At 52.1% G+C, this 18,406-nt stretch carries 13 protein-coding genes and 2 pseudogenes; 5 read left to right on the top strand and 10 right to left on the bottom strand.

Annotated features, from left to right (window positions below; genetic code table 11):
* Positions 1-5: 5 nt before the first annotated feature.
* Both D9M09_RS12655 and D9M09_RS12650 read right to left on the bottom strand, forming a co-directional pair.
* The gene (locus D9M09_RS12655) at positions 6-1,220 is read right to left on the bottom strand and encodes an efflux RND transporter periplasmic adaptor subunit (protein WP_071080542.1); all 1,215 of its coding nucleotides are present in this window, start codon (positions 1,218-1,220) and stop codon (positions 6-8) included.
* A 47-nt stretch (positions 1,221-1,267) separates the two neighbouring features.
* Complete coding sequence (locus tag D9M09_RS12650; protein WP_121669446.1) at positions 1,268-2,587, bottom strand: TolC family protein; 1,320 nt, start codon at positions 2,585-2,587, stop codon at positions 1,268-1,270.
* 542 nt (positions 2,588-3,129) lie between these two features.
* On the opposite strand from D9M09_RS12650, the gene D9M09_RS12645 reads away from it, so the two are divergent.
* Positions 3,130-5,082, top strand: a complete 1,953-nt coding sequence (locus D9M09_RS12645) for an FTR1 family protein (RefSeq protein WP_121669445.1) — start codon at positions 3,130-3,132, stop codon at positions 5,080-5,082.
* Between the two features lie 294 nt (positions 5,083-5,376).
* Here D9M09_RS12645 and D9M09_RS12635 read toward each other — a convergent pair.
* The 3 genes and pseudogenes from D9M09_RS12635 to D9M09_RS29630 all read right to left on the bottom strand — a co-directional run.
* Positions 5,377-5,664, bottom strand: a pseudogene (locus D9M09_RS12635) (copper-transporting ATPase); the annotation flags it as partial.
* 262 nt (positions 5,665-5,926) lie between these two features.
* Positions 5,927-7,279: an IS30 family transposase gene (locus D9M09_RS12625; protein WP_100877123.1), complete on the bottom strand. Its 1,353-nt coding sequence runs from the start codon at positions 7,277-7,279 to the stop codon at positions 5,927-5,929.
* A gap of 68 nt (positions 7,280-7,347) precedes the next feature.
* Positions 7,348-8,230, bottom strand: a pseudogene (locus tag D9M09_RS29630) (IS3 family transposase); the annotation flags it as partial.
* 218 nt (positions 8,231-8,448) lie between these two features.
* Between D9M09_RS29630 and D9M09_RS12615 the strand changes: the two are divergent.
* The 4 genes from D9M09_RS12615 to D9M09_RS30090 all read left to right on the top strand — a co-directional run bounded on the left by D9M09_RS12615 (position 8,449) and on the right by D9M09_RS30090 (position 10,084).
* Positions 8,449-8,796: a CzcE family metal-binding protein gene (locus D9M09_RS12615; protein WP_071650240.1), complete on the top strand. Its 348-nt coding sequence runs from the start codon at positions 8,449-8,451 to the stop codon at positions 8,794-8,796.
* 324 nt (positions 8,797-9,120) lie between these two features.
* Positions 9,121-9,420: a sulfatase-like hydrolase/transferase gene (locus D9M09_RS30095; RefSeq protein WP_430886698.1), complete on the top strand. Its 300-nt coding sequence runs from the start codon at positions 9,121-9,123 to the stop codon at positions 9,418-9,420.
* Positions 9,410-9,715 (top strand): hypothetical protein, encoded by a 306-nt coding sequence (locus D9M09_RS12610; RefSeq protein WP_100429645.1) that lies wholly within the window; start codon positions 9,410-9,412, stop codon positions 9,713-9,715. Before D9M09_RS30095 ends, D9M09_RS12610 begins: the two co-directional genes overlap by 11 nt.
* On the top strand, positions 9,716-10,084 hold the full coding sequence (locus D9M09_RS30090; protein WP_100429646.1) for a phosphatase PAP2 family protein: 369 nt from the start codon (positions 9,716-9,718) through the stop codon (positions 10,082-10,084). It abuts the gene before it with no gap.
* Between the two features lie 73 nt (positions 10,085-10,157).
* Here D9M09_RS30090 and D9M09_RS12600 read toward each other — a convergent pair whose 3' ends face one another.
* The 5 genes from D9M09_RS12600 to D9M09_RS12580 form a co-directional block, all read right to left on the bottom strand.
* Entirely contained in the window at positions 10,158-12,260 is a 2,103-nt protein-coding gene (locus tag D9M09_RS12600) for a heavy metal translocating P-type ATPase (protein WP_121669442.1), read from the bottom strand.
* Positions 12,261-12,487: 227 nt separating this feature from the next.
* Positions 12,488-13,072, bottom strand: coding sequence for an SIS domain-containing protein (locus D9M09_RS12595; RefSeq protein WP_100429648.1), 585 nt, complete (start codon positions 13,070-13,072; stop codon positions 12,488-12,490).
* A 128-nt stretch (positions 13,073-13,200) separates the two neighbouring features.
* Positions 13,201-13,629, bottom strand: a complete 429-nt coding sequence (locus D9M09_RS12590; protein WP_100429649.1) for an MgtC/SapB family protein — start codon at positions 13,627-13,629, stop codon at positions 13,201-13,203.
* A 408-nt stretch (positions 13,630-14,037) separates the two neighbouring features.
* Positions 14,038-14,700, bottom strand: coding sequence for a winged helix-turn-helix domain-containing protein (locus D9M09_RS12585; protein ID WP_100429714.1), 663 nt, complete (start codon positions 14,698-14,700; stop codon positions 14,038-14,040).
* A gap of 508 nt (positions 14,701-15,208) precedes the next feature.
* The gene (locus D9M09_RS12580) at positions 15,209-18,394 is read right to left on the bottom strand and encodes a CusA/CzcA family heavy metal efflux RND transporter (RefSeq protein ID WP_100429650.1); all 3,186 of its coding nucleotides are present in this window, start codon (positions 18,392-18,394) and stop codon (positions 15,209-15,211) included.
* Positions 18,395-18,406: the final 12 nt, after the last annotated feature.

Below are 18,406 nucleotides of genomic sequence, written 5' to 3'. Positions count from 1 at the left end.
GCCCCTTAATCAGCGTCGCCGATTTGCGACTTGAGCATCTTGGCCTTCAATGCATAGGCACCAGAAGTCACCACTTTTTCGCCTGGCTTGATACCCGACTTCAACACCACGTTTCCACGCAGCTTTTCGCCCAGGTCGACCGCGCGCGCCTCGAAGCCATCGTCCTCGCGCACAAATGCAGTAGGTTGTCCTTGAATTAGTACGACGGCCTGTTCGGGAAGCAGCAGCTTCTTGCTCCCACCTCCCGCCATGATCGCCGCTGTAGCGAACATGTCCAATTTCAGCTTCCCGTCTGGATTAGGAACCTCTACTCTGGCTTTGATTGTGCGCGTCTCCTTGTCCATTAGGCTGCTGATATAAGAGACCTTTCCTGTAAAGCTCTCACCGGGGTAAGCGGTCAAGGTAATGAGTGCCGCTGCGCCGGTCTTGACTCTCGCAATATCCTTCTCGTACAGGTTGACATCAATCCAAACACTGGAGAGGTCCGCTATGGCATAGAGGACCTTATCCGGCTGCGCAAGCTCACCGAGCACCGCTTTTTTTTCCACCACCGTGCCGGCAAACGGCGCGGAGACAGCAAATACAGAGGTGCCGCTTGTGGACGCCTGGTGCCCGGCGACTCCCAAGGTCTGACGCCTATCTTCCGCTGCGCGCAACACGGCCTTGGATTTCTCAAAATCTCCCTTGGCACGCAAATAATCCTTTTGTGGGATGATTTGATCGGCAAACAGCTTGTCAGCACGTTCCGCACCGGCCTTTGCCAAAGCATGTTCGCTGACCGCCTGTATGAATGCAGACTGAGCTTCTCCCACTTCAATGCTGTCGATCAACGCTAGCGTTTGACCCGACCGCACATTGTCTCCCAGATTGCCTATTACTTTGACTAGCCGACCTGCGACTCTCGGCGCGACGTGGGCAAACCGGTCTTGATTGGCACCGATCGATGCTGTCACTTCGATTTGCTCACTGACCTCTTTTTCTTGTAATGGGGCGATGGAGATGTCCGCAGCTTGAATCTCTTCAGCGGAAAGCTGTAGCTTTCCCTTTTCATGTTCGGCGCTTTCTGCCGATTTCCCTTTCTCGCTCGCCGAGTCGGCTCGCTGTCCAGCAGGCTGTTCTTGTTTAGCGGCGGTCGGTGTCGAGGATTGCCCTTTGCCGCAACCGGCGAGGGCCGCTACCAAGAGGAGCGCGCAGGCGCAACGCCATTGGAGTGAGGTCATGGATATTTTTCCGTCAGAATGTTTGGAGTTGGAGTGAATCTCTGGGCTCATCTTGGTGCCCCGGTATCGAGCCATCCGGCTGCCTGCTGCAGAGCAATGCGTGTCATCCGCAGTTCGGTTTCGGCATCGATCAGGTCGCGCCGTCCATCGAGTACTTGGCGGTTTACGAGAAGGAGTTGCATCAATCCGATCTCGCCTGCCTGGAGACTCTTGAGCGACAGGCGCTGGTTTTCTTCAAGAGCGGGAAGCGCGGACAGACGCAAAGCGTTCATCCGTACAATTTGGCTCTGTAGTTTTTGCCACATCGCGTTGATGTCCGCTCCTGTGTCGCGAATAGCGCTTTGCCGCTCGATCTGTGCCTGCGTCAGATCAGTACTTGCACGCCCGATTCCGCTGGCGTTATTTCGAAATAGTGGCAACGGCAGTGACAGTGTCAATCGGGTAATCCGTTCGCGGGCATCACTAGCGCCTTCACGGGCGGTCGAAATTCCCATTGTCACGTCCGGGTAACGCGCCGCGTGCTCAAGAGAGAGGCGATGTGTCGCCGCCTGTTCGCGGTGATCGAGTACTCGCAGCTGAGGACGGTTTGCGCTTTGCTCTAGCAATTTTTCCAGTGTGTAGTCGGGCGTCGGAACATCCAGCAAACCTATCGCTTCGGGAAGCTGGCCGGGTGGCAACTGGAGGATCGTGCCCAATTCTGCACGGGCTTGTATCACCTGTTCTTGCAATGAGCCGATTTGATTTCTGGCACGAACCGCTTCGACTTGGGCCAAGTTGCCATCGAGACGGCTATCCTCGCCGGCCGTCACCCGTTTCTTGATTGCCAATGCGGTATCTTCAATGGTCTTCAGCGAGCTCTGTTCCGTTGCCGCACGTTCCTGCAGCGACAGCACTTGGACGAACCGGCGTTCTACTTCACCGCGCAACCGGAGCCGCGCCTCCTCAATCGATGCATCGAGCACATCAAGTTCCTGTCGGGCCGCTTGGCGCCGATAACCTTGTTGGCCCGCGATTTCGACGGTTTGGGCGATGCCCACCATCCACTCGCGTTGAATGTCGGATGTCAAGCCAGCTTGGGGCACAGTGCGCCGAGTGCGTTCCAATGACAATTCCGGATTGTTACGTAGCAGGCCGCGCGCATCTGCCGCTTCGCCTTCGACCGCCGCCCGCTGTGCTAGCGCACGGCGCAGATCTGGGTTCTGTTGTTCAGCACGCAGAAACGCCTGTTCGAGCGAGAGCGAGGTTCCGGACGTCATGGCAGTAACGGCGGTTTGATCAACTGAGATTTGTATCACCCGTTCACTGGGATGGGCAGCAACGGGAATGACTAGTAGTGCCGCAAAGAGCGGCAGCATAACGACTTGCATCGAATTCTCCAACAAAACGAGGAATATTCGGCGAGAGGTCGCAATAGCGCCAACTAAAGTGTGCGCTTAGAACAGAACGCCCCCGCCAGCTCAGCTGGCGGCAGGCCATTTAGGCCGTATTGGCCCATCGGGAATGTGCGATTGGTATGCCGTGGCATCGGATAAAACGGACACAAAGTCTTGTTCTACCGGAATTAATGAATTGAAGGAATACGCTGGTGTAGCGGCGGCAAAATTACAAAACAGGTGGCAACCTGGGCAGCAACTACGTTGATATTTGTTGGCAGTTTTCTGAGTGGGCTTATCAACGGTGGAGCGTTGTCCTGCGTTTTCAGACGCAGCCTGCGAAAGACTCGTGTCCGCCAATTCGCGTATGCCTGCTACCGCTGCCCACGCCATGTGGAGCGGCAATAAAGTCATTAGCAGGATAAGGAGCGCACGTTTCATCCCTTAACATTATACACATAAGCCTACGACTAGCAAAAGAAGATTACAATGGGAATTATTCGCATTAACCTTTCGATTTTTGAAGAAAAAACTGTATGTTCACTCTCCGCTTTTTTTCGATTGCCCTGATCTGTCTCGCGTCATCGCTGCTGCCGGTTCATGCAGATGACCTATCCACACAGAACAAAACGAAGCAGGTCTGGCAGTTGCTCGACTATATCGCTGTTGACTATCATAAATCCGTCAAGGACGGCGCGGTGGTCAACCAAGTGGAATACACTGAGATGCAGGAGTTTGCTTACACCGCGGAACGGCAACTGACAGAAATGCCGACCAGCCAGGCCCTACCAGGATTGATAAAGGACGCGGCCACGCTGCGTGCGTCCGTTGCTGAAAAAGCGCCGGCGGCGGCGGTCGGCGACCAAGCGCACGCGTTAGCTGCCGCTTTGCTCGCGATCTATCCTGTTCCGGTTGCTCCCACCAAATTGCCGGATCTGCAGCGTGGTGCAGCGCTCTACCAAAGCCAGTGCGCTTCCTGTCACGGAGTATCGGGCCATGCTGATGGCCCACTGGCCGCCACCTTGAATCCACCACCCATTGCGCTGTCGGACCACAGTCGCGCTCAAGAGCGTAGCGTGTTCGCCCTGCAGCAAATCATCACACAGGGCGTCGCGGGTACATCAATGCCAAGCTTTGCACAACTATCAGAGGATGAGCGTTGGGCTGTCGCCTATTTTGCGTCTACGCTGTCGTACTCTGGGAGTGAGCGTCAGGCAGGCGCAAAGCTATGGTCGTCACGTGCGGATCTGCACGCGGCCGTGCCCACGCTTGCCAAATTGAGCCTGACCGCCGAGGCGGCGCTTGCCAAAACCGCTGTAGGAGATGCGGCGCGGCCGTTGGTCGCCTATTTGAGAAGCACGCCGGACGCCCTCAATGCATCGGGCGCGGACAGTCTTCCGATTGCCAAGAACAAGTTAAGGGAAAGCATTGCCGCCTTGGATAGCGGAGACAAGTCGGCGGCGGCGCGGCTTGCGTTATCTGCCTATCTCGACGGATTCGAACCCGTCGAGCCGGCGCTGGCGGCCAAGAACAAGGGCTTGTTTGAGAATATCGAAAAGACCATGGGCTCTTATCGCAATGCGGTCACTACTGGGAATGTCCCGCAGGCGCATTCCATCGAGCAGCGTTTGCAGGTGTTGCTGACCGAGGCGCAATTAGCGCTCGATTCATCCAATGATCCGCTGTCGACGTTTGTGGGCGCGTTGACGATCCTGCTGCGCGAAGGGCTTGAAGCATTGTTGGTTGTAGTCGCGATGATAGCTTTTCTGAAGAAGGCTGAACGCACCGACGTTCTGCCCTATGTGCATGCCGGCTGGATGGCGGCGCTGGCGGCAGGCGGACTAACATGGGCGGTCGCCACGTACCTAGTCGACCTGAGCGGAGCTAGCCGCGAGATGACAGAGGGGTTTTCGGCCATCTTTGCCGCTATCGTTCTACTCGGCGTTGGCATCTGGATGCATCAAAAGAGTCTGGCGGGGCGCTGGCAGTCCTACGTCAAACAAAAGCTGTCGTCGGCGCTGAACAAAAAATCGGCCATGATGCTGTTCCTATTGGCGTTCGTCACGGTCTATCGTGAGGTCTTTGAAACCGTCCTGTTTTACGCGGCGCTTTGGACACCAGAGAACGGTGGGTACTTACTCGCCGGCCTTGCGACCGGCACGGCAATCCTCGCTGCCATCGGTGTGATTTTATTGCGCTCGTCGGCGCGTTTGCCGATCAGCCAGTTTTTCGCGTTCAGCTCGGCTCTGGTTGCAGTGCTGGCAGTTGTACTCATGGGTAAAGGCGTCGCCGCATTGCAAAAGATTGGCTATCTGGAAATAACGCCAATCACCATGCCTCGGATTGACGTCCTGGGCGTCTATCCGTCGATGCAAACCATCCTGGCGCAAGTGCTGACCCTGATGATTATTGTGGCCAGCGTTGTCTACAATATCCAGTCACAACGGAAATCAAGTGCCAATGCGGCTGACGCCATGATGAAACGTTGACTCGGTCAAGATAATTACCGTAATCTCGTCCAAGGGAGATGACCGACTGGATTTCCATTCGTCGGCTGGGAATTGGCGCGAAGTTACTGTAATTGGCGGGGTATCGACGTTGATGCGAATCAGTTTCGTTTCGCCCTCGCACGTAGCAGGCTTCCGGCCACGTTATCCTCGAATCAACCGGCCTCCTCGATGTAACCTTGCCCCGTGCCATCCTGGCGCCAGTCGCCTTGGCACTCAATGTCGCGGAAGTCAGCACCAGCGCGATGCGCGCTGGTGGTCGTCCCCCGCAGCGGGCTATGGCCGGCCGGTGCCGCATAACCGAAGTGCATTGGTAATGACAGACACGGAACTCAGGCTCATCGCTAACGCGGCGATCATCGGCGATAGCAATTGGCCAGTAAATGGATACAGTACGCCGGCAGCCAGGGGAATGCCCAAGGCATTGTAGACAAAGGCGAAGCCCAGGTTCTGCCATATGTTACGAACAGTATCGACTGAGATTCGCCGGGCAAGGACAATCCCACGCAGGTCTCCTTTTACTAAGGCCACGTGAACGCTATTGATAGCCACGTCTGTTCCTGTAGCTTGTTGGTCACGAAAATACGCACACGCTCACCTTCGACAACTTCAATTAATCGTGAGTCAAGCCGGGCCGCTGCATGTTATTCTGCCCTACCGCTCAGCGGTGAGCCACTACTTGGCGGGGGGCGGCGTGCTGCCTGCCGACGAACCGACGAGGATCCGCGCTCTGATGTCCTACGCAGAATCCCTCAATCCGCGCACACTAGCACTGCGTCTGACGGCCCTCGGCGAGGCGGATTCAACTGGTCCTCGCAACACCAGATTATTGAGCAGATTTTAGATACTCGTCCAGCGCTTCGGCCGGAGTTTTCCAACCCAGTGTTTTTCGTGGTCTGGAATTCAATGCATTAGCAACGGCTCGGATTTCTTGAGCGCTCCACCGAGACAGGTCTGTGCCCTTTGGGAAGTATTGTCGCAGGAGGCCATTCGTGTTTTCGTTTGTACCTCGCTGCCATGGACTATGCGGATCGGCGAAAAATACCTTTACCCCTGATTCGATTGTGAAACGGGCATGATCAGACAGTTCTTTACCGCGGTCCCAAGTCAACGTTTGCCACAAAAGGGCAGGCATGTCGGTCACGGTATTCTTGAGCGCATTAGCCATCGTCACAGCTCCGTAGCCAGATAGGGCGGGGCCATTCTTCATCCTCGGCATCAACCCATAGCCGTCCTCACGAGGCAGGTGGACAAGCATCGTAAATCGGCTTGATCGCTCGACCAAGGTGCCGATCGCGGATCGGTTTAGGCCAATGATCAGGTCACCTTCCCAATGTCCTGGCACAGCACGATCTTCGGCCTCAGCGGGCCGCTTGGAGATCATCACATCCTCCCTGACGTGTGCCCAAGCCTTAGCTTGGGCCCTTGTCCTCGGCACGCGCAAAGCCCGCCCAGTGCGCAGACAACTAACCAACTCGCGCTTGAGGGCTCCTCGCCCTTGGATATAAAGTGCTTGATAAATGGCTTCGTGAGAAATGCGCATCGATTCGTCGTCAGGGAAATCGGTCTTCAGCCGGTTAGAAATTTGTTCGGGCGACCAACCACTGACCCATTTACGGTCACCGCGATGCGGCTTGTTTCTCCCAATGAACGGCGCTTGCTGCGGCCCAGAAACTGGACGGCCATTGGCGTCTCGAATCCTACCTTCAAGACGGTCTTGAACGTAGTCGTGCAAGCGCTCATTGATTGCCAGTTTCGAAGGTTTAGGTCTCTTGGCAACCAGCTCCGCCTTCCACTGCGCAACCGAAGCTCGATACTCAAGTCGGCCGCCGCGAGTTGCAGCGTTACGCGTCAGTTCGCGGGAAACCGTTGATGCACTGCGCCCGATAAGACGAGCAATCTCGCGTACTCCAGCACCTCGGCACGAAAGAAGTCCGATTTCCTCTCGTTCCGCGAACGACAAGTACCTCCCGGAAACCGGGCTCAAAATAGAAAGTGGCATGCCGCCATTATGGCGGAACCATCGCGTCCCAACCGCTTGAGAAACGCCCACCGCCTCAGCAGCCTTCTCACTCGTAATACCTGTTGCTATTTGCTCCCAGAATAGCCGCATTGTTTCGCGGCGAAGCGACGGCGCACCTGGTGAGCGCATCGCTCCACGCCCCGTCAATTTTTCCATCCACCTCGCGGGTCGTCCCATAAACACCTCCTTGATTTAGGGTGTTGCGAGGACCAGTTGAATCCGCCCTGGCTGCAAAGGTCGGAGTGGTGAATCAGACCCGGCGCCGGGCGTTTGTTGCGCACGGCCTTCCACAGCGCCGTTGCCGTCAGCGTTTGCGTCATGCGCTCGTCCATCGCGTAGCCCACCAGCTAGCAGGTGAACACGTCCTTGATGCCGTCCAGGTAAAGCCACCCCTCGCCGGTGGCCACATAAGTGATGTCGGTCACTCAGGCTTCGTTCGGACGGGTCGGTGCAAAGGTCTGATTGAGCAGGTTGTCGGCCACCGGCAGGTCATGATTCGAGTTCGTGGTGGCCTTGAACTTGCGCTTCTGCTTGCAGCGTAAGGCGAGTTCTCGACGCAGGCGGACGATGCGGTCACGCCCCGCCGGAAAGCCCTGCGCCGTCAATTCCGGCTGCATGCGCAGCGGGCCGTAGGTCTGCCGACTCTGCGCGTGCACGGCCTCGATGGCGACCTTCAGGCGCGCGTCGTCCTGTGCCCGCTGCGACGGCTTGCCGTTCGCCCAGGCATAAAAACCACTGCACGACACATCAAAGACGCGGCACATGACGGTGACGGGAAATTCGAGTCGCAATGTCTTCATGACCGCGTACTTGGAAGCGACTCCCGTGCGAAGTACGCTGCCGCTTTTTTTACGATATCGCGCTCCATGCGGGCCTCCGCGAGCTCTTTGCGCAGCTTGGTTACCTCGGCCTCAAGCTCCGGTACGGAGCGGCTGCCGGGGGCCACTTTGGGCGACGTGCCGCGCCTTGCCGCACTCACCCAGTTGCCAGCGTGCCCTTTGGAATGGTCAGGCGCAACGCAGCATCTTCCAGCGTCAGGCCTTGTGTCAGGACCAGTTTTACCGCTTCTTCCCGAAGCTCCGGTGTGTAGGTTTGTGAGCGTGTCATAAGTTCTCCAGTTGGTGAAGTTTACCAAACTAGAGTGTCCGAAAAAGTCAGGGTACCTCATTACTCGACGCGGAGAGAGCGGTAAAGATTGGGTAGCTGACGCTTACTGTTGTAATGCAAATGTAATGATTCGGCCATTCCGGTGTGCGATCACTTCTATAAAATGAACTCACCGAATTCGAAGATTCTTTCACCACAACCATGAGGCAGGAGATCAAATGAACTTAATCAAAACCAAAATCATCACCGCGTTTGTGATTGCATCCCTCAGCCCGCTAATTGCCACTGCTCAGTCTCAGAGTAAAGTCATGGCTAAAACCAACCTTGGCAGCACGGTCCAAACCCAAGCAGTAACACGTAGCGTCACAATTTTGCCATCTACAAAATATGTAAATGTCAGGCAGGGAGATGTCGTTACATTCACCTCTGATGGAAAACAGTTTACCTGGCTATTCGATACTCTTCGCCCTACAGATGATTTTGACCTATCCTCCATTGCCCCAGCCGAAATGAAAACGCATGGTGTTCGCGTATATGTGGGATCAAATCCTCTTTATGCCAACTAGCTGATAACTGTTTAACCGGCACATGTCATTTCCTTGCACGTGGCATGTAGCCCGACAGTGTAGCTTGTTACTCGCGTAGCTAAAGCCTGCCAAACAGCCTGCCAAACCGCTACGCGAACCGTAGTTTGCAGCATACATCTACGTGCCAGACTTATACATTACTTGCTATTCCAGAAGCAATGGCTTTGCACAGCCAATTCATTTTTTCTGCAATATCCAGAAATTTGTGCCCCTCCTATCTAAAATTCGAGATAAGAATATACGATGTATACTTCGCGGATATTTTTCTATGCGATGCTGAGAAAAGGTTGATCGAATACAGGCATCCGCCATCGAATTAACTATTATCCACTGATTCATTCTCTTACATATCATTTAAGTTGTTTTTTTGGAACGCCTTTTGTTATATCCCCCATAGAACAGCGCCACGTACCGATGCTTATATGGATGTCAGATCGCTTTCAAGACAGACTGCGACTCAAACGTTATTGTCTGGACGCGCGACGCGCCTTGCCTTACTCGCACGATAATGTATTCCATTCGATACTGGGATTGCTCGGCGTAAGCACCTCAGTTTACAAGCCAGAGCTTGATATCTTAAACGGATGCACCAATGCAGAGTAAGGCATACTCCAAGGCATTGCTCCTCTTAGCTGTTAGCGCCGGCTTGCTATTATGGATGGGGCAGGCCGCTAATATCGACATGTGGCTAGCAGGACTGAGCTTTGACGCCCAACAGCAGGTTTTTCCGTTGCGAAATCCATGGGTGACCGAACGCCTGTTACACAAATATCTTAAAAATTCACTGATTTTACTGGCTATTGGCTTTGCTATTCTAACCATGATCGGCTGGAAGTATCCGGGAAAGTTTTGGAAACCCAAATTCGACCGCCGCATCCGACTAGTCATTCTATCGTAGATACTGGTTCCTGCGACTATCAGTCTATTGAAGAGGCGTAGCCGGTCGCACTGCCCTTGGGATATTGATCAATTTGGCGGCACCGTGCCTTATTACCGTCTTCTGGAATTTATGCCGGATTTCGTTATAGCCGGAAATTGTTTTCCTGCCGGACACGCTTCAGGCGGCTTATGGCTGATTTCGTTATGTGTTTTTTGGCTACCGGCCGAGCCAAAAAAGGCTATTCTTGCGGGCGTAGCAGGTCTTGCGGTGGGGTTAACCATGGGTATATCACAGCAATTACGCGGGGCCCATTTTCTGAGCCATACGTTATGGTCGATCTGGTTCGCCGCGGCGCTAATCCTTGCTCTTTATTTTGGCTCTGCATAGAGCCAACGAGGGAGGATTTAAGAAAATAAATTTCGGCGCGCTACCGTTCAGCTCTGGAGCGCGCCCTTTCTTTTTACGCGATGGTTTTTGCAGATTTAACATCACCATAAACCAGCAAACGTAATGCATTGATGACAACCAGCAACGTCGATCCTTCATGGAATATGACCGCGGTCCCAATGTTCAAACCCATTATGGTGGCTGGTATCAATACCGCGACGACGCCCAAACTGACCCACAAGTTTTGCTTGATGATACGACTGGTGCTCCTGGACAGTCCTACGGCGAAGGGTAATTGTGCAAGGTCGTCTGCCATCAGTGCAACATCTGCCGTTTCTAGCGCAACGTCCGAACCCGCAGCGCCCATGGCGATTCCCACTGTTGCATTTGCCATAGCTGGTGCATCGTTGACGCCATCGCCAACCATGGCGACTTTGCCGTGCTTATCACGAAGTTCCTTGATCGCTTCGACCTTTTGCTCTGGCATCAGGTCGCCACGCGCCTCAGTTAAGCCTACGCTTTTGGCAACCGCATTGGCAACTTGCTGATTATCGCCTGAAATCATGATCAGGCGATCGATACCCAAACCACGCAGCGCCGCCATGACCTCTCCTGCCACAGGACGAGGCGTATCCATGACGCCCAGTACTCCCAGAAAGCGTTTCCCTTTAAGAACAATCATGGTCGTACGCCCAGCTTCCACTAGTTTCAGATCAGCGTTGAGCACGTCTACCGGCAGGACATTGCCGGCTGTTTCCGAAAAAAAGACCGGCTTGGCAATGTACACGAGTTCTTCACCAACCAGCGCCTGTACTCCGCGACCCGTAATGCTCTTGATATCGGACGCCTGCACTGGTATCACGGAGTTCCCTAGTCGTTCCTTTGCACCGACCACCACGGCAGACGCCAGCGGATGGTCACTATGCTCCTCGATTGCCATAGCTACTGATAACAGTTCCTGTTCGCTCGCCCCGTTAGCCGCAACAGCATCAGTCAGCTTAGGCTTGCCTTCAGTGAGAGTGCCGGTTTTATCAAAAGCAATTGAAGTAAGCGTGCCGAGATTTTCCAGCGGCGCTCCTCCTTTTACCAGCACACCACCCCGCGCCGCCCTTGCAACACCGCTCAATACAGCACTTGGTACGGAGATGGCCAACGCACATGGGCTTGCGGCAACCAGGACAGCCATGGCGCGGTAAAAGCTGTCCGAGAAAGGTTCATCCACCACAACTCCGGCAAACAGCAGAATGGTTACTAGAACAAGAACCGCCGGCACGAAAATACGCTCAAACTTTTCGGTAAAATTCTGCGTCGGTGAGCGCTGCGTTTCTGCATCGGCAACCATCTTGACTACGCGCGCCATCGTCGACTGATCCGCACGCCGGGCCACCATGACCTCGATGACGCCACTACCATTGATGGTGCCTGCGAACACGCGGTTTACAGCTGCGACCTTGTCGAAAGCCTTCACCGCCTCTGCAGGATTAGAAGCGGGTTGCTTGTCGACGGGAACGCTTTCGCCGGTTACTGGCGCCTGGTTCACACTGCTGGTACCCAGGGTCACCACACCGTCAGCAGGAAGGCGTTCGTTCGGTCGGACAATCACGATATCGCCGAGCTGCAGTTGTGACACTGGAAGCTCAATCATGGTCCCATTCCTGCGTACGTTGGCCGTTTCGGGAGCAAGCTTGGCCAATGCCTCGATCGCACGACGGGCACGCCCCATTGCATAATGCTCCAGCGAATGCCCAAGGCTAAACAAAAACAGTAATAGAGCCCCTTCCGCCCATTTTCCCAATGCCGCAGCACCCACGGCAGCGACCAGCATCAGAGTGTCAATTTCGAAACGACGCGCACGGATATTCTCGATCGCTTCCTTGGCGGTAAAAAATCCGCCGAAAAAATACGCTGCAACAAATGATGCAGTAGGCAACCAGCTTGGGCCGAACGAGAATTTTTCGATCCCCCATCCTGCCAGCAGCAAGACGCCAGATAAACCGGCAAAAATGAGTTCCGCATTTTCACCCAAAGCACCACCATGCGCATGGTCGTGGCCAACATGTTCATCCTTAGGGCGGTGATCAGATGCCACCTGCCCAGGATGGTCGTGGGCTTGCGCAGCCTTGTCAGGCTGTTTATCTTCCGGTCCGCCTTCAACGGGATGTTTAGTTGCATTCATGGATTAATTCTTTCATGTCAAAGGAATAATGGAGCTTGCGCTGTGGAACGTCGGTCGTACTTAACATTTTCCGATACCGCATCTTTCGCGCAGCTATTGGAACAGTGTCTTTAAGAACCATCCCTAACGATGGGAAGTAAAAAAACAGTACAAACCAAAGACAAGTTTTATCTCATCAGGTAAAAATTCTCTGCATTCCAGTGAGACCGGATTTTCACATAAATGTACTAGTAGTTTTCAGGAAAGCGCGAACGCTCTACCAATTCGATCAGTATGTGAATAATTTTAATATGCATCTCTTGCACGCGGTCTGCATATTGGCCAGCTGGTGCACAAATACAAACATCGCATAGTGGCTCAAATTCCGAACCCGCCTTGCCTGTCAATCCAATTACCTTCATTCCGAGATTGCGCGCGCTGGTAACAGCCATAATGATCGACGGACTTTTCCCGCTCGTACTAATGGCTAACAACACATCGCCTTTACGACCATGCGCTTCCAGATAGCGAGAAAATACCTGGTCATATCCGAAATCGTTTGCAACACACGACATATGGCTTGGGTCACTGATCGCTGTTGCTGGCAGACCAGATCGATCATTACGGAAACGCCCAGTAAACTCTTCTGCAAAATGCATCGCGTCGCACATGGACCCTCCGTTACCACATGTGAATATCCTTCCTTCACCATTAAAGGCAGCCAGCAAGACATTTGCTGCACGCTCTACCCGCTGCAGCCCAGCTTCGTCGGCTAGAAATGTATCGAGGGCCTGCTTAGCATCGGTCAAACTTGCTTTGATGTGTTCCAACATAGTTTACTCCGAAATATATTTTAAAATATCTTCCTATTGATAATAATTTTAAATTTCATTAATTTTAACAAATAATTATACATAAAACTTCAAAAGAAATATTCGTAATGATGGGCATTCATGATCATTCATGTATTTAATTTTCTGAGACGTAGTGTCAAAAAAGTTACAAAACTCAATACCACGGCGATATCGTACAAAGCAAATCCCACTGCAGCGCCAATTGCGCCAGTCACCCACACTGTCGATGCCGTGGTATTTCCGCGCATCTCGCTGCTACTCTTGAAGATAGTACCGGTACCAATAAATCCAATCCCCACGATCAAACCGTATAGAACCTGCGCTAACTGTGGTGAATTTTCACCGAACGCACCGATTCCAATTAAAATAAAACCGCAGCTGGCCATTGCAACTATAGGAAATGTCCGCAAACCTGCGCCACCATTTGTTGCTGACTCTCTGTCCCAGCCAATTGGCAATGCCAAAGCATAGGCGATCAACATATCAATAATGTGAGAAGCGACTTCAATCCAGCTCATTGCTTGAAAGCGAAGCATCAAAATATAACCTTCCTCTAATTTATTAAAATTTGGGAATTCACAATGGTTTTAATGGCGTCGCCGTTTTCGCTTGCGTGGATGTCGAATCGGTAGAAGAATTTCTTTCTTTACCAACTTTCTTCTACGACTCGACAGCCGCATCCATAACACGAATCCCATGAGCAGCAAGAATGTCAGAACGGATGTACCCAAAACTGTCCAAGTGACGTCCAGATGAAAATCAGGCATCTCTGTCAGATTGCGGGCTCCCACGCTTTCAAGTGGTTTGTTTTCTACTATCGGAGAATTTTTAATCGCATCATTCATTTCAAATCTCAATTAATATGTGAGATGTATATTAAAATTAATATGGCTTTTTAATTTTTATATTTTGTATTTAGAACGCAGTCAACGCCAAATGAATTTTCAGCACGGATTAGCCATTAAATATCCTTGGCCATAGGCGGTAGTAATAATGCCCGCACCCAGTTTGCGTCGGACCTGACAAATATGCACGGCTAGCGTATTGCTTTCAATCGTAGCCGCTCCGTCATACATCATTGCTTCCAGATGCTCATGTCCAACAACATGTCCCTTTCCCTGCATAAGGGTCAGCAGGATCCGGTATTCGTGATCGCTAAGCCGGACTGGCTTACCAGCACGCGTTACACTACGCTTTACGACGTCAATTTCAATATCGCCCCAAGTTATTAAAGGCACCATACGGCCCTCACTTCTTCGGGTTACTGCGCGTACACGCGCCCACAGCTCATCAAATTCAAATGGTTTCAGCAAATAATCGTCTGCACCAGCATCAATCCAGGTTATACGCTCACTCACCTTACAGGATTCGGCTGTTATGAGTACTGGTGTCACATCATATTGTGCACGCATATTTCGAAGGAGGTTCAACCCGAATTTCGAAGATAGATCATTATCGATTAGGACAATAGAGTAACTCGTCTCAAGCAAGGCCAATCTTGCTGCGATAAGGTCTTTTACATGATTGATATTCCAGCCATTTTTCAAGGCGCTATCAAATACCTTGTCGGCAAATGAGATATCACTTCCCAGCAATAATATACGCATGACTCCCCCCATCTTTACCAAAAAATTATTTTATTTGATTGTGAAATATTTTATTTCTATAAAATATTTGTGATTAACCAATTTAAATCCGGCAACCAATAGGACACAGAATCAAAAAAAACAAAAATCAACAATAAAACGAGTGCCAATATCAACAATTTTTCACCGATATATTTTATAAATTCTCTTTCATTTTCCATTGGTACACCAACTCTTTCCCTATACATCATATCAATGCATAATTAAATCGTAATATTTTTTGAAAAAATTCAATTACTGACAACCTTCTGATCGCGCGAACCAAGAAGAAATTCTAAAAATGTTAATTAAAAATTTTCATTTTTAATAAAATAAATAATAATTACATTAAGTATTATCGAAATCATACTTTTCTACTGTGCCTATGGCGGTGTTGTGATTTCTGACCACGTCTATGTCGCTCTTTTTCCGCCCAAGCGATGCCATGCTTGGGCGGTTTGTTATCAGTTGTCGTTAATCAATATGAGGATCAAGCAGGAAGTTGATCTTTTTCCTGGGCAGTACCGGATTCAGCATCCTCATCCTTGCCATGTGCTAAGCGATAAAGCAGCGGAAGGACCAGTAGCGTTAGCAGCGTCGATGAAATAATTCCCCCGATAACGACTGTCGCAAGTGGCTGTTGTACTTCCGCACCTGTGCCGGTCGCAATCGCCATCGGAATAAATCCCAGCGATGCCACTAATGCAGTCATCAAGACTGGTCGCAAACGAGTCAGCGCACCCGTCGTGATTGCCTGATCTAAGGACATGCCCTCATCGCGAAGTGTCCGGATAAAGGAGATCATCACTAAACCGTTCAGCACGGCCACACCAGACAAGGCGATAAAACCGACTGCAGCGGAAATCGAGAGCGGAATATCGCGCAGCCAAAGCGCCAGAATGCCGCCTGTCAGCGCAAACGGAATGCCTGTGAACACAATCAAGCCGTCCTTGGCGTTATTGAACATCACGAATAGCAAGGTAAACACGAGGAATAATGCGAGTGGCACGACCAGTTGCAGTCGCTGGGTTGCTGACTGCAGTTGTTCAAAAGTCCCGCCCCAGATCATCCAGTAACCAGGTGGTATTTTGACTTCCTTCTGAATCAGTTTTTCCGCTTCGGGAACGAAGGTACCAATATCGCGCCCACGCACATTCGCGCTCACCACGATGCGTCGCTTGCCATCCTCCCGGCTGATCTGATTAGGACCTGGTGCAAAATCGAGGGTGGCTACTTCGGAGAGAGGTATGAAACTAACTTCCCCGGCCGCACCGTTCGTTCCCGAAGAACGTGCCAAAGGAATAGGCAGGCGCTTGAGTGCCTCCAAGTCAGTTCTCAGATCTTCCGGAAGCCGCACGATGATGTCGAAACGGCGGTCACCCTCAAACACGGTGCCGGCATTTCTTCCGCCTGTAGCAATCGCCAACGCTTCTTGAACCGCGCCGACATTGAGGCCATAGCGAGCAGTCTTCTCCCGATCGATATTGACAGTGAGCATTGGCAGGCCTGAAGTCTGTTCGGTCTTGACCTCCGCCGCGCCGGGGATGCGAGAAAGTACACCAGCGATCTGCGCCGCTGTCGCATTCAGAACGTCCATATCGTCGCCAAATATCTTGACGGCGACATCGCTACGCACCCCAGAAATGAGTTCATTGAAGCGCAACTGAATGGGCTGTGAGAACTCATAACTGTTGCCGGCGTAAGTGGCTGCCTCCGCTTGTACGGCCGCTAGTACTTGCGCGCGGGTTTTTTTCGGACTCGGCCAGTCTTTTTCAGGCTTAAGCATCACATAGCCGTCTGAAATATTCGGCGGCATCGGGTCAGAAGCAATTTCCGCAGTACCTGTACGCGCGAAGACCCGCTCAATTTCCGGAAACTTGGCCTTCAGACCAGCTTCGAGCTGTTTCTGCATTTCGATCGACTGGGTCAGGCTAGTCCCGGGGATGCGCAACGACTGAATCGCAAAATCGCCTTCGTTCAGATTGGGAATGAACTCGCTCCCCATCCGACTTGCGACAGCACCCGACAGTACGATAAGCACGACTGCAGAGGTTACCACGATAGCTTTATTGAGCAACGCCTTGGCCAGCAAAGGCGTGTATAAGCGCTTGGCGAACTCCATTACGCGATTTTCTTTTTCAGCAACATTCTTGCCGATAAACAGTGCGATAGCGGCCGGGATGAAAGTGAGCGACAGAATCATCGCGCCGACAAGTGCCGCGACAACGGTAAATGCCATTGGATGGAACATTTTTCCTTCCACACCGGTCAGGGCGAAGATAGGAATATAGACGATCATGATGATGAGCTGACCGAACAACAATGGGCGACGTGCCTCTTTTGCCGCAGCAAATACCTCATGAAAACGTTCCGCGCGAGTCAATGTGCGTTGATGATGCGCTTGCGCATGAGCCAGACGGCGTACGCAGTTTTCTACAATGACAACGGCTCCGTCGACGATGATGCCGAAGTCAAGGGCGCCGAGACTCATCAGGTTCGCGCTGACCTTATAAGTTACCATCCCCGTGAACGTAAACAGCATGGCCAGCGGAATGACCATCGCGGTGATCAGAGCAGCTCGTATGTTACCAAGGAATAGGAACAGTACGACGATGACCAGTACCGCGCCTTCCATCAGATTTTTCTTAACGGTATTGATTGCCTTGTCAACCAGCACGGTCCTGTCATAAACAGTGACGGCTTTGACACCAGCGGGCAAAGTGCGGTTAATCTCCGCCATTTTTTTGTCTACCGCTTGCGAGACGATCCGACTGTTTTGTCCAATCAGCATGAAGACAGTACCCAACACAACCTCGCGGCCGTTATCGGTCGCCGCACCGGTACGCAGTTCACGCCCGAGTTCGACTTCGGCCACATCACGAATGCGAATCGGTACCCCTTGAACGGTATTGAGAATAATATTTCTCATATCCTCCAGCGACTTTACCTGGCCAGGAGCGCGGATCAGAAACTGTTCACCACGTTTTTCAATATAACCGGCACCGACATTGTTGTTGTTCGCGTCCAGCGCAGTGACGATGTCCTGAAACGTCAGGCCATACGATGACAGCTTTGTCGGGTTCGGTGTAACGTGATATTCCTTTGCAAAGCCACCTATGGAGTTGATTTCCGTAACCCCAGTCACGTTGCGCAATTGCGGCTTGATGATCCAGTCCTGGATTTCACGCAGATCCGTCGGCGTGTAAGGCTGGCCATCGGCCTTCTTTGCGTTCGGCTCACTCTCAACTGTCCAGAGATAAATTTCGCCCAAACCCGTTGAAATTGGACCGAGTACCGGAGAAACGCCTTCAGGCAGGCGTTCTTTCGCTTCCTGCAATCGTTGGTTGACCAGTTGCCTGGCGAAGTAAATATCCGTTCCATCTTTAAAGATGACGGTAATCTGCGACAAGCCATAACGCGACAATGAGCGCGTCTGCTCCAGACTTGGCAAGCCGGCCATCACTGTTTCGATCGGAAAAGTAACACGTTGTTCAACTTCCAGCGGCGAATATCCTGGTGCTGAGGTATTAATCTGAACCTGGACATTGGTAATATCGGGTACGGCATCAATTGGCAGCTTTTGGTAGCTGAAGATACCAATACCCATCATGGCAATAACACCGAGTATCACCAACCATCGATGCTCGATGGAAAAGCGGATTATGCGTTCAAACATTTGATTTCTCCG

The sequence above is a fragment of the Janthinobacterium agaricidamnosum genome, assembly GCF_003667705.1.
GTDB lineage: Bacteria > Pseudomonadota > Gammaproteobacteria > Burkholderiales > Burkholderiaceae_D > Janthinobacterium.
The sequence above is the reverse complement of the archived record's forward strand: the minus strand, read 5'-3'. Positions and strand labels throughout refer to the sequence as shown.

Coding starts and splice junctions, on each gene's coding strand:
- D9M09_RS12655 (WP_071080542.1), bottom strand. CDS start 1,220: ATGACCTCACTCCAATGGCGTTGCGCCTGCGCGCTCCTCTTGGTAGCG.
- D9M09_RS12650 (WP_121669446.1), bottom strand. CDS start 2,587: ATGCAAGTCGTTATGCTGCCGCTCTTTGCGGCACTACTAGTCATTCCC.
- D9M09_RS12615 (WP_071650240.1), top strand. CDS start 8,449: ATGAACTTAATCAAAACCAAAATCATCACCGCGTTTGTGATTGCATCC.
- D9M09_RS12645 (WP_121669445.1), top strand. CDS start 3,130: ATGTTCACTCTCCGCTTTTTTTCGATTGCCCTGATCTGTCTCGCGTCA.
- D9M09_RS12610 (WP_100429645.1), top strand. CDS start 9,410: ATGCAGAGTAAGGCATACTCCAAGGCATTGCTCCTCTTAGCTGTTAGC.
- D9M09_RS12595 (WP_100429648.1), bottom strand. CDS start 13,072: ATGTTGGAACACATCAAAGCAAGTTTGACCGATGCTAAGCAGGCCCTC.
- D9M09_RS12600 (WP_121669442.1), bottom strand. CDS start 12,260: ATGAATGCAACTAAACATCCCGTTGAAGGCGGACCGGAAGATAAACAG.
- D9M09_RS12625 (WP_100877123.1), bottom strand. CDS start 7,279: ATGGAAAAATTGACGGGGCGTGGAGCGATGCGCTCACCAGGTGCGCCG.
- D9M09_RS12580 (WP_100429650.1), bottom strand. CDS start 18,394: ATGTTTGAACGCATAATCCGCTTTTCCATCGAGCATCGATGGTTGGTG.
- D9M09_RS12590 (WP_100429649.1), bottom strand. CDS start 13,629: ATGCTTCGCTTTCAAGCAATGAGCTGGATTGAAGTCGCTTCTCACATT.
- D9M09_RS12585 (WP_100429714.1), bottom strand. CDS start 14,700: ATGCGTATATTATTGCTGGGAAGTGATATCTCATTTGCCGACAAGGTA.